We start from the raw sequence: 14359 nt of genomic DNA, 5'->3' as shown, positions 1-14359 counted from the left end.
TAAAATTCAGAGTGTTCCAATATATACAGATTTGTTCTGTATTGATTTAGACTGTTTTAATAATTTTTTAAAGAGATTCATATTATTTTTATCTAATCTCTAAAGGTTTATGTTATCTCTATACGGGGGAAATTATGAGTTCTGAAAGAGCAACTGTAACTTCGAGTGCAGACAATGCAATCCATAAAACCAATGAACATCCCACAAACACATTAAAAAAAACATTAGAAACAAGACATCTTACTATGATTGCTATTGGTGGATCAATCGGAACAGGTTTGTTTATTTCTAGTGGTACGTCTATTCAAATGGCAGGACCCGGTGGAGCCTTAATTTCCTTTACTTTAATTGGAATAATGGTTTATTTACTTATGATGAGCTTGGGTGAGATGGCCACATTCTTACCCGATTCAGGATCATTTAGTACATATGCTTCTAGATTCGTAGATCCAGCTCTTGGATTCGCTCTTGGTTGGAATTATTGGTTTACGTGGGCTATTACAATAGCAGTCGAGTTGTCTGCTTCTGCTATTATAATGAAATTTTGGTTCCCATCTGTTCCGGGAATTGTATGGAGTGCTATTTTCTTAACCATAATATTATTACTTAATTACTTTTCTACACAGTCATTTGGAGAAGCTGAGTTCTGGTTCTCGCTAATTAAAGTAATAATAATTATAGTTTTTTTATTAATAGGACTACTTACCATAATTGGAATTATAGGTGGAGAATTTATTGGTTTTAAAAATTTCACCATAGATGAAGCTCCCTTTCCATCTAATGGTTTTAGTATCCTATCGGTTTTTATGATTGCAGGATTTTCTTTTCAAGGAACAGAGTTAATTGGAGTTGCAGCTGGAGAGAGTAAGGATCCTAAAAAAAATATACCTAAAGCCATCAAGCAAGTCTTTTGGAGAATTTTACTTTTCTATATTTGTTCTATTTTTGTAATTGGGTTGCTCATTCCATATACACACCCTTATTTAATGAATGTCAATATTGAAAATGTCTCAATGAGTCCTTTTACAATAGTCTTTGAGAAATCTGGTCTTGTATTTGCTGCGTCAGTAATGAATGCTGTGATATTAACATCTATTCTATCAGCTGCCAATTCTGGGATGTATGCATCTACTCGAATGTTATGGTCTTTAGCCAAAGAGGGAAAAGCTCCAAAATCACTCATGAAATTAAATAAAAATGGTGTACCAATCAATGCTTTACTTGTTACCTCCTTAGTAGGTATGCTTGCTTTTCTTTCTTCCTTTTTTGGTGAAGGAAAAGTATTTATGTGGTTATTAAACTCTTCTGGTCTTTCTGGCTTTCTAGCCTGGATAGGTATTGCATTAAGTCATTATCGATTTCGCAAAGCTTATATAGTACAAGGAGGACATATTAGTAATCTCCCTTATAAAGCTAAGTGGTTTCCCTTCGCTCCTATTGTTTCAATTATATTATGCATAATTATTATAGTGGGGCAAGAATATGAGAGCATTATGAAAATGGAGATTTCATGGGCTGACTTATTCACGACATATATTAGTGTCATTTTATTTGTATGTATTTGGTTTGGTTATAAAATAAAATATAAAACTAAAATTGTCGATCTTAAGAAATGTGATTTCTCTTAAAAGTGTTTAAGAGAGCTTATGGCTATAATAAACTGCAAAGATTTTAGTCTTCTTTTGATAAAGTTGTGTATTTACCTATATGAAACAAAACTATTAAATAAAAATTAATATCTAACTATAAATATTGTAGTTAATTAAGAATTTACTATATGTACTAAGTAAGCCATTAATAATTCGAAAAATTCAAACTTAGGAGGAATTTAATTATGTTACTAATTGGAACAGAAGTAAAACCGTTCAATGCAACAGCTTACCATAATGGTGATTTTATCGAGGTTACAGAAGAAAACCTAAAAGGTAAGTGGAGTGTCATTTGCTTTTATCCAGCAGACTTCACATTCGTATGCCCAACTGAGCTTGAAGATTTACAAAATCAATACGCAACTCTAAAAGATTTAGGAGTTGAAGTATATTCTGTTTCAACAGATACTCATTTTACACATAAAGCATGGCATGATAGCTCAGAAACTATCGGTAAAATTGAATACATTATGATCGGTGATCCTACACGTACAATCTCTAGTAACTTCAACGTGTTAATTGAATCAGAAGGTCTTGCTGCTCGTGGTACATTTATTATCGATCCAGACGGTGTTATCCAATCTGTTGAAATTAATGCAGACGATATCGGTCGCGATGCAAGCATCCTTGTTAACAAAATTAAGGCATCACAATATGTTCGAAACAACCCAGGCGAGGTTTGCCCAGCTAAATGGCAAGAAGGTGCTGCAACACTTAAGCCAAGCCTTGACCTTGTAGGTAAAATCTAAGAAGTAAAATTTAAGGAGTAAAATGAAAATGGTACTAGATGCAGATATCAAAGCACAATTAGCCCAATATCTTCAACTGATTGAAGGCGATATACTACTTAAAGTTAGTGCAGGATCTGATGACACATCTAAAGACATGCTAGGTCTAGTAGATGAATTAGCAACTATGTCATCAAAAATCAAAGTAGAAAAAACAGAATTAGAAAGAACTCCAAGCTTTAGTGTAAATCGTGTCGGTGAAGATACTGGAGTAACATTTGCAGGTATCCCCCTAGGACACGAATTTAATTCACTAGTATTAGCTTTACTACAAGTTAGTGGAAGAGCTCCAAAAGTTGAGGAAAAAGTAATTGATCAAATTAAAAGCATTCAAGGTGAATATCGCTTTGAATCTTATATCAGCCTAAGCTGTCATAACTGTCCAGATGTTGTGCAAGCACTGAATTTAATGAGCGTTCTTAACCTTGATATTACACATACGATGATTGATGGCGCTTCATTCAAAGAAGAAGTAGAAAACAAAGGCATCATGGCAGTACCAACTGTTTACTTAAATGGTGAATCATTCGGAAGTGGTCGTATTACACTTGAAGAAATCCTTGCGAAACTGGGTAGCAGTCCAGATGCATCAGAATTCATGGATAAAGATCCATACGATGTTCTTGTTGTTGGTGGCGGTCCAGCTGGTGCAAGTGCGGCAATTTACGCAGCACGTAAGGGTATTCGCACAGGTATTGTTGCTGAGCGCTTTGGTGGCCAAGTAATGGATACAATGGGTATCGAGAACTTCATCAGTGTAAAACACACTGAAGGTCCTAAGCTTGTAGCAAGCCTTGAAGAACACGCAAAAGATTACGACATCGACGTAATGAACTTACAACGTGCGAAGCGTTTAGAAAAGAAAGACTTAATCGAAGTAGAGCTTGAAAACGGTGCGGTTCTAAAGAGTAAGAGTGTAATCGTTGCAACAGGTGCTCGTTGGCGTAATGTTGGTGTACCAGGTGAAGATGAATTCAAAAATAAAGGTGTAGCATACTGCCCACACTGTGATGGTCCTTTATTCGAAGGAAAAGACGTAGCAGTTATCGGCGGTGGTAACTCTGGTATTGAAGCAGCAATTGACTTAGCAGGTATCGTAAAACACGTAACTGTTCTTGAGTTCATGCCAGAACTAAAAGCTGATGATGTATTACAAAAACGTCTTTACAGTTTACCTAACGTAACTGTATTAAGGAACGTTCAAACAAAAGAAATTACTGGAACTGACCAAGTAGAAGGTATTTCTTACATCGATCGTGAAACTGGAGAAGTTCATCACATCGAATTACAAGGTGTATTCGTTCAAATCGGTCTTGTACCAAATACAGATTGGCTAGGCGACACCGTTGAACGCACTCCATTTGGTGAAATCGTTACAGATAAGCACGGTTCTACAAACGTACCTGGCGTATTTGCTGCAGGCGACTGTACAAATAACCCATACAAACAAATCATTATTTCAATGGGATCAGGAGCAAACGCATCTCTTGGCGCATTTGATTACCTAATCCGAAATTAATAAACTGAAATGATAAATTGTTTTACCCTGCTAACTTCTTCGTTAACTCGCAGTATAAACAATTCAATATCTTTCAATTTCCAAAAGTCGCTATACTATCGGCAGGTAGTATAGCGACTTTGTTTCTCTTCGGGGTAGCGTCAGGTTATAAATAAAAGCTAATCGCAAACCTAACTGAAAGTGAAAATATACCTTTTACCAGACAAAAACACTACTTTTTTAAATAATGTGATGCTGAGAAACGCTCTACAGCGAAATTAAATTCATTTTGGCTTACATTTACCTATTTGATTTAAAATACAGAAGGTCATAAATTCTTGCCTAAAGGCAGAGGTAGGGTTAACCCACCTCATTCTATTTTAATCCAATCAAAGTTAACGATCGTTAAGCCGAGTAATAGCATGATAAGGACTTGCCGGGGCAGCCGTTTTAAGGTTTTCAGATTTAATTCAAATTTCATCCTACTAAAAGTTTGCTCACAGTAATGAGTAGCATTCTCGCTATTTTTATTACAGTCGCCTCGATTTTTATTGTTTTAGAATATGTGCAGAAGCTAAAGTTTGCTAAATATCAATCAAGTAGCGTTAAACTATATCTAGCACGTGCTGGTGAAGGTACAGTCCTCGCTTTTGTATTGTCAGCCACATTGTATTTTCTTTTGAGTTTAAGTTTGGAATACTTCTTCTAAAGAATTACTTAGGACCTGATTCAGGAGAAATCACGATATAATAGTTAATTCTGTGTATGAAGGTGCCACAAAAGTAAAAAGATAACCTTATATTCTAAACCCACGTCACCATGAGGTGGGTTTTTTGCTGATTCCTAGAAATTTTAATTATGTAAAGTAGCTGCCTGTTGTTTGAACTTGTTCAGATAAAGGCTTCAAATAAGTCAATATCAAATGTTAGTTTTTCTTCTACAACTAACCAACCGGTACTTACTTAATTAGGGAGGGTTGCTGAGGCAACCTTTTTTTGTGCGCCCGGCATGGGTGCAATCTATAGGGTGAAAGTCCCGAATCATGAAGGCAGTAGTAGTGGTTAGCTTAATGCAAGGGTGTCCACGGTGACGTGGAATCTTAAGGAAGCAAGCGGCAAACCTCCGGTCTGAGGAACACGAACTTCATATAAGGCTAGGTATCATTGGATGAGTTTGCGAAACAAAACAAAGTCCTTACTGCCGAAGGTGGTAAAGAGTAAACAATTATTAGAGGAATATGACCTCGCTGTAAAACAACTCGAAAGAGTTGAACAACAAGTTAAAGAAGTTCTCTACAAAATACCATTTGCAAAAAAACTACTTATGATTAAAGGAATAAGTGAAATTTCATTAGCCGGGATACTGGGTGAATCAGGAGATCTAAGTGGTTTCTCTCACGGAAACTCTCTATTACGGCATGCGGGATTACATCTAGCTGAAGCAAGTTCAGGCAAATGGAAAGGTCAGATTGTCATTTCAAAGCGTGGAAGGTCAAGACTACGACGATTCCTTTACTTAGCAACTATGAGCCTTGTGATGAATAACCCTGAGTTTAAAGCCGTCCATTCCCATAATGTAAAGGTAAAGAAGATAAAGAAAATGAAGTCAATCATGAAACTGATAGGAAAACTAGCAAGGATTTTTGTAGGAATAGCACGACGAAACGAGTCTTATTGTCCAAATAAAGTCCAAGTATCAATCCCTTTAGCAGCATAGAAATAAAAACATTAGTTATATAGAATGTATCATTTTAAAATAGTTAACTTTATTTTGAATGTTGTCTTATTCGTAGGATTTCAAATATGTACGGAGTACCAGGTTTCTTGAACAAAAGGGCACTGTGACCCATAAGGTTAGCATAACTGGCCTCCAACCCCTTGGATAGGCATACGAAGGAATGAGAGGGCAATTGACCCGTTAAGACATGGGAGGGATAGCCTCCAGGGGCGGCGTGGAGATGTGCATTATATGGTAAAATATGGAGTGGTAGCTGGCTCCTTTATTTAACTATGCCTTCACGAAGCCAAAATGATCTGTTCTCATTTCAATTACCCGGAAATCCAATTACAAGGGTTATGAAATCCTGCGAATAAGTGAGCATTCGAGAGATATTTGTATCAAACTGAGGGAGTTCAATAAGAAGAGCGAACATACATATTTCATAGTAGTGATAACCTAACGGTTAAATCAAAAAGCAACTATTGCCAGTGCCCTTGTATCGGCAGTAAAGAAGCTGGTACAGGGTCATTTCTACTTGTTCTAATCTTCTTGTTTCCACGTAAGTAAAAAGCTGTAGGTTAGCACCAAAACAACCCTTTGGTAGCCAAGAGGGTTAATAAAAAGGGGATTTATTCTATATACTGTTCCAGGTATTGGCCTCCCCTAGGGTAGACTAAAAAATATCATTGGACTTCTTAGGGTTGCAGGGTTGTTTCTCTTAGTAGTTTCTCGGCTTCAATTATACAAGCAGACTTGTCATGTAGGTATTCAAGTGAGATACCCCTTTTTAACGCTGTTCGTTCCATTAATCTAATTTCATGATACATAGCACCAGACAAGATCCCTTTTTCAATGTTCTTATTTATTTCATAATAAAATCCTGCCAATAATTCTAACGGTAATTCATCGTAAAGGGAACTTTTTTTGTTCTCCATAAAGTACCTCCTCGTTCTACAATAAAACTAGCATACATATTTGAAGGGATCTTAAGGGGAGCTTTCAAGCTAGGGAAACCCTGAATTTGACCGAATACAGAGTTTAAATAACATGATTGATGAATCCTGTTCCCTATTCGGAAGAAGATAGTTGTTGCATAAAATAGGGGATTTCTACTATGTACTGTTCCGGGTATGGCCCCACCTACGCCAGATACTATGACGGCCACGCATGCCATCCAACCTATTATCATCATAAAAGAAAGCGCTTACATTGTCAAGGATTTCATTTGGAAATACGAGCAAAAACCCTTGGTATGATAAAGTGATCCCAGGCTGATAGGCTGAAGAGACTAAAATTGACAAAATCAGTAGATCTATTATTTTGATAATATCTAAAAAAGGAAGATGTTGTATTTAATAAAAATGGTTGAGCGCCATTTAAAGCTAATAAATTTCCGAATGGGCGGTATTGCATTGTTACACCCGTTCGTAAAAGTACACTTTTATGAACGGTTTTTATAGAATAAGATTAAAAAATAAGAAATGAGTAAAAAAATGGATGTTCGAATGATCGCAGGCTAAAAATAACAACATTTAAGATAAAGTAGTATAAACAATAATGACTAATGTTATAATAGTAATAACAATTATAACTTTTTTTGAAGGAGGAATGAATAATGGCCATTAGGAAATTAACTAAAGTCGGAAATAGCTTGGGAATTACGTTTCCAGTTGAAATGTTGAAAACTGCAAATTTAGCTTTTGGAGACGAATTAGAGGTTGAATTCAAGGGTGAAGAAATCATATTAAGGAAAAATAAAAATGTGAAATTACCTAAAGGTGTAGATGCAGAATTTATGGAAATGTTATCAGATGTTATTAAAGAACATGACGAAGCATTCAAGGGATTGGTGGATAGATAAGTTGGATATTATCTATCTTTCCACTAATCAGATTATTGCTATCAATGCCATTCAAATAAAAATTTATTCTCCTAGTGAACAAATCGGTGTGAAAGATACCGGTCTCCTTGATTCTGCAGTGAACAGACCCAGACAAACTGTTTTCGAGAATGATGCTTACCCATCTATTCATGAAAAGGCTGCAGCCTTATTCGAATCCATTTCAAAAAATCATGCGTTCCACAACGCTAACAAGAGGACAGCTCTTGCTTCACTTATTATGTTTCTGAAAATCAATCATTATCAATGGCTTATGGGAATAGAAGAAGAACAGGATTTTGTTGTAGATGTCGTCAACCATAAGTATGATTTTAAAGCTATCGCAAGAATCATCCAAGAGAACATAAAGGCTTTATAAAGGGGTTCGAGATTCATTGAGCATTTAAGCTTATTGGGTCTTTACCGAAGGTCGGTTTTATAACAATTTAAAAATATAGAGATGAAGATATGCAGCAAATTCATGCTAGGCTCTGGAATACAATCGGGATTATTCTAAAAAAGAGGGAGAACAAGTCATCCAGATGAATTGTTCTCCCTCTTTTAATCTTTTTATTTATAAAAGAAGAAGCTAAGTAAACATACATGAATTAGATCTATGTATGGAAATATCTTTTATTAAATCTTGACCATTTTTCATATCTTCAATCTTTAAACCAGTATGGATCTTTTAAGTTAATTAGAGTCCAAAAATTCAGCAAAAACTTCTCAAATTATGACGAGTTTCTTCTATTATATATACTCTCCAAACACTTCTGGTTTCCACAAATGAATCGCATGGCGTTCTTTTTCAAAAACCTTCTCCAAATAAATTTCTGTAGTGGATAGCTGCTCATGGCCCAGACTCTTCATAATCTGATAGACATCCACTCCATTTAAGTGAGAAATGATGGCAAAAGCATGCCTAAAGGTATGAGGACCAATGGAAGAGGAACGAAACTTCAAAAAAGGCAATCCACTCTCTTTAATGGCTTTTGTAATGTATTGAGACAAATAAGAGGGAGAGTAGGCACGGCCAGTATTGGTCGTAAAGAGCGGGTCGTCTCCTTCTGCTGCATCTAGATCGTCGACGCCCCTAGCTGAACGGAACATGCGAATACTATTCATTCCTTTTTCTTTCAATGGGATTTGCCTTCTTTTATTTCCTTTACCAAGGACCTCTAAAAAGTACGTGCTGGTAATGGAATCGTATTGAAGATCCTTGACTCGGAGTCTTGTAAACTCTTCATTACGCATGCCTGTCATCGTGAGGATATGAATGATCGAAAAAACGATGGGGTGGTTGATTTCCCTGAAGTAATCAAGTAGCTGAATGACTTCCTTTGGCCCCAAGTCACGGTTCGGCCGATCATCCTTACGAATATTGATCTTAAAGAAGCCTTCATGAATCGGTTCACTGATATAACCTGATTCGAACAGGAATGTCAAAAAACTCTTAATGATGGTTGTCTTTCTGGATAAGGTGGCAACGGAATAACCTCCTTTTGTTAAGACATAGGGACTTTTTTCCGATAACCATTCCTGATATCTTCGAATGTGCCGGGTAGATAGCGATTTAAAGAGGGAACCCTCTACAACTTTTTCCAAGTCTACATAGATATCCACTGAATAAGTGAGTAATTGTTCAATAAATTGAAGAAGCTCTCGCTCATAGGCTTGGACGGTGCGGGTAGACTTTTCATGTTGTTGGTTTAAATGCTCTCGCCGTTGAAGAAACCACTGCAGCATGTCTATATCGCTAAAGTCTGAAAAAGAATGATGCCCATCCTTTTCTGCCGTATCTACTCGTTCTTGTAAGGTGTGGATAGAAATGTCTGAAAGACTTTTTTTCCATGCACGGATCTGAAGCTCTTTTGTTTTTTCTATCAGTTCATGCATACCTATAGCCCTCACTTTCGTAATGTACCTATCTATTAGATCAAGTCTATATTAATTAGAACCCTTGTAATAAATTCTTTATTACATTATAACAAATTCCAAGATTTAATTAATTATGAAAGACCTAAATAAATCCTATCTTTATTTAGGTCAAGTATAATTAGTCTATAATTAGATTCAAAAATTATAATAATATTATAGAATTCAAATATTGAATATATAATGATTATATAAGAGGAATTTAGAATTATACTTATTTAAGTCAATACTATGTATTATAATAGATATATGAATGAATAGTTAATCCTGATATATATATACATATAGCAATAAAATAATAAAGGGTGAATAGACAAATTATGAATAAACTAAACCATGAAAAAAACATACGGACTGCATCCTATGAAATGGGGGAATCGGTTTATGTTCTCCAAACATGTACGGAAGAAGAAGATCCAGAGAGTTTTTACTACTTTAAACAATTTGAAAAAAAAGAAGGCGTGATTTTGGAAGTGATCAAACACCCACGTCTCCAATATCGTGTAAAATTTGGCCAGGCGGAAGCAGTCTTGTATCATGAGGAATTGACGAATAGGAACCAACGGGATGTTCCCATAGCAGGAACGGATCTTCAAGAAGGATGGGAGGGGGATAAAGTGGAATGGTATACACAAAAAGAAGTCGCTGATTTACTCGGAGTATCCAAGGCAACGGTCTACCATTATGGAAAGCAGAAGAAAATCATGAAGATTCAGGACCCCCATCGACTGCATAAAGAGGCACGATATGAAAAAGCGGAAGTGGACCGATTAGTATATGAAAAGCAATCTTTCCCTACTGGTATGAGCCCTAATGAGGTTGCAAAGAAATTGGGATTATCTGTACAAAGTGTTTATAAGTATATACAAGATGGTTCAATAAAAGCTGAGGCCTTCCCTTATGGTGATGAGAGGACGATCTATGTCATATCTGAAACAGCATATGAGGAAGCCGCCGGATTACTGAAACCATCTGAATCTCAACGCCCAAAACGATTTGAGTATTATTATCCTAGTCACGATATTGTCTTATTTCAGAAATTTCATTCAAGCAAGGTTCCTGAAGCACGTGTTATACGGAATAAGGACAATGAATGGGGTTTTTACTTACCCAATATTCAAAAATGGTTACCATTTGAAGAAGGGGTAAGGGAGTATCAGTTAATGCCGGTCTATCCTATTCACCAATCCACTTTGGAGTATAAAGGCTATGTAGAGCTAGAAATTCCGAAGGATACCGTTGTATTTTATCCATTCGTGGACTATTTATATGAAACATGGGGAATGGAAAACATACGATTGAGGGAACAAGATAAAACGATAGTACTCTTCATTCGGGCAGGGGAAAGGCCATTAACGACAAAGGGTTTCTTTGCAGCTGATATCTTGCCATTTTTAATAAAAGGAGACATCTACAATGAAGAGGGTCATCTGATTTTTCGGAGTTCCTATCGAAAAACTAGTTTGGAATTACCTATTGATCTATTAGAAAGTATGACAGAGTTAGCTGAAAAAGAAGGAATCAGTATGAGTAAGTGGGTCGAGCAAAAATTATCATCACTACTAAAGTGATTTTGATTGAGGAAAGGAGTTATTGGCTTCATTCAAATAACTATATATTATCGAACTTAGGTTTTTTGTAATAACTCAAAGTCCGAGATGTAGATTTACGAGATATACAATAGGATAGGATATCTCGTAAAATGGTGTGTTTCTAAAAGCTTCTATATTAAAACAAATGAACCATTATCCATAAAACAAAAGTTAATTCCGCTGTAAAGCAAATCTCAGCATCAGGTAATAACGGGTAAGGCGCATTACGTCGATCCATTAACGAAGCAGCTACGCGTGAAGATAAACCGGGGAATTTAAAAGGGTGGCATTCGATAAAGTCGTCGGGGTAGCTGTTGTCGATTAGTGACATAAAAAGCAGTATAGTGTTCTTATTAAGCTAATGGGTGTTTTCATTGAAAATCATACTAAAATTTAGCACCTTCTTCTAGGGGGGGGATATTGCCACATTGAGACTGTAGAGGTTGAGGGCAAATGGCCTAAATCACTTATCAAGAGACTGACTGCCGAGACCCCTTGATATTACTAAAAATGAAGCTGATTTGACAATTGGTGTCCTCCACAGTCTTCAAAACTGCTTGAGACCTGCGTGCCAGGTCTGGTGGGTTCGATTCCCACGCAGTCCCGCCAACTATTCAAGTCTATCAAGGGTTCTAGCAATTTTAACTTGATTATTGTTTTTACTTATTCCTTCACAGTCTCACTCCCATTTATTGGCAAGACTGTAGAGGGACTGTTGCCGAGACTGTAGAGAACGTTTCCTTCAACCTCCAAATAATTATTTATTGGAGGTTATTTTTATGCAAACAAAGGTTAAGCCTAAATTAGGTAAGATTAGAGAAGGTAGCAAAAAGAAATCCAAGGCTGATTCAAACATCTTAACATTGGATGAGATGTTTGATAAATTTATGACTGCTAAGAAAACAGAGGGATTAGCCTCTAGAACTCTTGATGAGTACTACAATAACTATGCCTATCTCAAGGAGTTTCTTGGTGAAGAAATGACGAATGAGAACGTCACAACGGAAGATTTTCAAGGATATATAGGCTATGCTTTATGACAAAGAACTTTCTCCTATGACAGTTAATATTCGTATTCGTAATATGAGAGCGTTCATTAGATACTGTCATAAGAAACTCCTATGGCGGCGCTCCTCGCCGCCACCATCTACTACGAAAACGCAAACTCAATATAGAGTCTAACTCATTAACCCATTGACAATAATGGATGATAACAATACAACCAGGCTGAACCTTTTTTGGTGGATCTTAAGGAAGATACCCTGTATAAGAAACTGGTTGTGACAGGATTGAAGAACCATTTAGTGTACTGCTAGTACGTATACAAAAATTTTTGTAACAAATCTCCTGTCATATGTATTGTTAATCTTTTTTTGAGGTGATTCTCCTATGGAAGCAATGATTGAACGGTGTGCTGGCCTAGATGTACACCAAGAAACAGTAGTAGCCTGTGTGTTATTTGGTCCATTAGATAAAAAGCCAAAAACCTCTATTGAAACGTTTTCAACTACAACAACGGGACTCTTGGCTTTAAGTGATTGGCTAGTTACCCTTCAGGTATCCGATGTTGTGATGGAAAGTACCGGAGTCTACTGGAAACCAATATGGAATATACTCGAAGGATCATTTCACCTTGTTCTTGCCAATGCCAGGCATGTCAAAAATGTTCCAGGGCGTAAAACTGATGTAAAAGATGCCGAATGGCTTGCCAAGCTTCTAAGATGTGGACTTATTGAAAGCAATTTTGTACCACCAGAGGATATTCGTGATTTACGAGATCTTACTCGTTATCGAAAAAAATTGATTCATCATCGCACATCAGAGCAGAATCGCATTCACAAAATTCTTCAAGATGCTAATATCAAGCTAACATCCGTTCTATCAGACATTTTTGGTGTATCGGGACGCCGTATCCTTGAAGCGATTCTAAACGGTGAAAAAATAGAGACTGATGGTCTTCGAAAAATGGTGGATTGGCGAACAAAAGCAAGTATTACTGACATTGCCAGTGCAATTAATGGTCGTATTCGCCGCCATCATCGTGATATGTTGCGTTACCATTGGGAGCATATGGGTTATTTAGAAAAAGCCATAGAAGAATTGGAAAAACAAATTGATCAACTTCTGTCCCCTTATCGTAAGGAAGTAGAATTATTGGATGGTATACCTGGTGTGAACAAAGCTGCCGCAGCTACTTTTATTGCAGAGATGGGCGTGGATATGTCCGTATTTAAGTCGGCAAAACATCTTGCCTCTTGGGCTGGTGTGAGTCCCGGAAATTACGAAAGTGCTGGTAAAAAAAAAACGAGCAAAACCACACAAGGTAACAAAGCTTTGAAAACAATGGCCGTAGAGTGTGTATTAGCGACATCAAGGCAAAATAATCGAATAGCTTCACATCGAAAAAGGATTTCCAAACGACAGGGAAAAATGAAGGGACGAATCGCTTCTGCTCATTTACTTTTAACGATTGCTTACAACATCTTAAAAACAGGAGAACCTTATCATGAACTAGGCTCAAATTACCTTGAAGAAAAACAAAAAAATAACAAAGAATTAAAAATGATCGAATACCTAAAAAAGAAAGGCTATACAATCGCTCCATCTAAACAACAAACTGCATAATCAGTTAAAGTAACGACATAGTACATTTACGCCCTTCAAAAAAAAAAAATAAGAATATGGAGGGTTTATTTTAACATGGCTTTTTTACTAATGTGTTTTCATACAAAAGAATGGATTAATGAGCCAATCCATGAAGACTTCAAGCCGATCAAAACACCTTAAGATACCTTAGAATCATTCACACCCCAAGAAGTTATGAAGATGATGGAAGTCATTGACGATTCAACATACACCGGTTTCAGAAATAAAGTAATCATTTATGTGCTTTTAGATACACTTGTTCGAATTTCTGAACTTTGTGCAATGAAACGGGAGAACGTAAAACTGGATAAGGGTGAAATATTTCTTGAAGCAATGGACACAAAGACTAGAAAAGCACGAATAGTACCAATAACAGAACCTACAATTGAATTATTGAAAGAGTATATGGAAATTACCGGTGATTTTGAGGATGAGCATTTATTCCTAACTTATGATGGGCACGAAATAAATCATGCTACAGTCAGAATTGACTTGAGAGACCTTGGAAGGGAAGCAGAAGTAAAAAAGCGCGTCAGTCCTCGACAATAGGAATGAATGTTCGTGTGAAATAATAACGAAGGAGATGATTCAAAATGACAATACGTGACCGTGGCAAAATGAAATGGCAGTCGGCTTCTTTCATACCGCTGGCA

Annotated in this window: 10 protein-coding genes and 2 pseudogenes; 10 read left to right on the top strand and 2 right to left on the bottom strand. The window is 36.5% G+C overall.

The window, feature by feature from the left end; all coding sequences use genetic code 11:
* Positions 1-134 precede the first annotated feature (134 nt).
* The 4 genes and pseudogenes from UP17_RS25475 to UP17_RS25460 all read left to right on the top strand — a co-directional run.
* On the top strand, positions 135-1628 hold the full coding sequence (locus UP17_RS25475) for an amino acid permease (RefSeq protein WP_081109050.1): 1494 nt from the start codon (positions 135-137) through the stop codon (positions 1626-1628).
* A gap of 206 nt (positions 1629-1834) precedes the next feature.
* Positions 1835-2398 (top strand): alkyl hydroperoxide reductase subunit C, encoded by a 564-nt coding sequence (gene ahpC, locus UP17_RS25470; RefSeq protein ID WP_061466410.1) that lies wholly within the window; start codon positions 1835-1837, stop codon positions 2396-2398.
* A 28-nt stretch (positions 2399-2426) separates the two neighbouring features.
* A complete protein-coding gene (ahpF, locus tag UP17_RS25465; RefSeq protein ID WP_061466409.1) occupies positions 2427-3956 on the top strand; it encodes an alkyl hydroperoxide reductase subunit F in 1530 nt (509 codons plus the stop codon).
* A 1197-nt stretch (positions 3957-5153) separates the two neighbouring features.
* Positions 5154-5651 (top strand): annotated as a pseudogene (locus UP17_RS25460) (transposase); the annotation flags it as partial.
* 698 nt (positions 5652-6349) lie between these two features.
* On the opposite strand, the gene UP17_RS25455 reads toward UP17_RS25460, so the two are convergent.
* On the bottom strand, positions 6350-6589 hold the full coding sequence (locus UP17_RS25455; RefSeq protein WP_061466408.1) for a hypothetical protein: 240 nt from the start codon (positions 6587-6589) through the stop codon (positions 6350-6352).
* Positions 6590-7269: 680 nt separating this feature from the next.
* On the opposite strand from UP17_RS25455, the gene UP17_RS25450 reads away from it, so the two are divergent.
* Both UP17_RS25450 and UP17_RS25445 read left to right on the top strand, forming a co-directional pair.
* Positions 7270-7515: an AbrB/MazE/SpoVT family DNA-binding domain-containing protein gene (locus tag UP17_RS25450; RefSeq protein ID WP_048689328.1), complete on the top strand. Its 246-nt coding sequence runs from the start codon at positions 7270-7272 to the stop codon at positions 7513-7515.
* A gap of 7 nt (positions 7516-7522) precedes the next feature.
* The gene (locus UP17_RS25445) at positions 7523-7912 is read left to right on the top strand and encodes a type II toxin-antitoxin system death-on-curing family toxin (protein ID WP_434218706.1); all 390 of its coding nucleotides are present in this window, start codon (positions 7523-7525) and stop codon (positions 7910-7912) included.
* Positions 7913-8283: 371 nt separating this feature from the next.
* On the opposite strand, the gene UP17_RS25440 is transcribed toward UP17_RS25445, so the two are convergent.
* Positions 8284-9429, bottom strand: a complete 1146-nt coding sequence (locus UP17_RS25440; RefSeq protein ID WP_061466407.1) for a tyrosine-type recombinase/integrase — start codon at positions 9427-9429, stop codon at positions 8284-8286.
* A 359-nt stretch (positions 9430-9788) separates the two neighbouring features.
* Here UP17_RS25440 and UP17_RS25435 point away from each other — a divergent pair, with 359 nt between their 5' ends.
* From UP17_RS25435 to UP17_RS25420, 4 genes and pseudogenes are all read left to right on the top strand, one after another.
* Positions 9789-11039 carry a helix-turn-helix domain-containing protein gene (locus UP17_RS25435; protein ID WP_250211873.1) on the top strand — a complete coding sequence of 417 codons (1251 nt, stop codon included), beginning with the start codon at positions 9789-9791 and terminating at the stop codon, positions 11037-11039.
* An 800-nt stretch (positions 11040-11839) separates the two neighbouring features.
* Positions 11840-12100 carry a hypothetical protein gene (locus tag UP17_RS25430; RefSeq protein ID WP_061466406.1) on the top strand — a complete coding sequence of 87 codons (261 nt, stop codon included), beginning with the start codon at positions 11840-11842 and terminating at the stop codon, positions 12098-12100.
* A gap of 349 nt (positions 12101-12449) precedes the next feature.
* Positions 12450-13685, top strand: a complete 1236-nt coding sequence (locus UP17_RS25425; protein ID WP_061466405.1) for an IS110 family RNA-guided transposase — start codon at positions 12450-12452, stop codon at positions 13683-13685.
* Between the two features lie 189 nt (positions 13686-13874).
* Positions 13875-14255 (top strand): annotated as a pseudogene (locus UP17_RS25420) (tyrosine-type recombinase/integrase); the annotation flags it as partial.
* Between the last annotated feature and the right edge of the window lie 104 nt (positions 14256-14359).

It is taken from the genome of Peribacillus simplex, from assembly GCF_001578185.1.
GTDB lineage: Bacteria > Bacillota > Bacilli > Bacillales > DSM-1321 > Peribacillus > Peribacillus simplex_A.
Note: the sequence above shows the minus strand (reverse complement) of the source record. Positions and strands in the feature narration are given on the sequence as shown.

Excerpts from the sequence above, each read along its gene's own strand:
- UP17_RS25440 (WP_061466407.1), bottom strand. The coding sequence starts at position 9,429 with ATGCATGAACTGATAGAAAAAACAAAAGAGCTTCAGATCCGTGCATGG.
- ahpC (WP_061466410.1), top strand. The coding sequence starts at position 1,835 with ATGTTACTAATTGGAACAGAAGTAAAACCGTTCAATGCAACAGCTTAC.
- UP17_RS25455 (WP_061466408.1), bottom strand. The coding sequence starts at position 6,589 with ATGGAGAACAAAAAAAGTTCCCTTTACGATGAATTACCGTTAGAATTA.
- UP17_RS25430 (WP_061466406.1), top strand. The coding sequence starts at position 11,840 with ATGCAAACAAAGGTTAAGCCTAAATTAGGTAAGATTAGAGAAGGTAGC.
- UP17_RS25425 (WP_061466405.1), top strand. The coding sequence starts at position 12,450 with ATGGAAGCAATGATTGAACGGTGTGCTGGCCTAGATGTACACCAAGAA.
- UP17_RS25450 (WP_048689328.1), top strand. The coding sequence starts at position 7,270 with ATGGCCATTAGGAAATTAACTAAAGTCGGAAATAGCTTGGGAATTACG.
- ahpF (WP_061466409.1), top strand. The coding sequence starts at position 2,427 with ATGGTACTAGATGCAGATATCAAAGCACAATTAGCCCAATATCTTCAA.
- UP17_RS25475 (WP_081109050.1), top strand. The coding sequence starts at position 135 with ATGAGTTCTGAAAGAGCAACTGTAACTTCGAGTGCAGACAATGCAATC.
- UP17_RS25435 (WP_250211873.1), top strand. The coding sequence starts at position 9,789 with ATGAATAAACTAAACCATGAAAAAAACATACGGACTGCATCCTATGAA.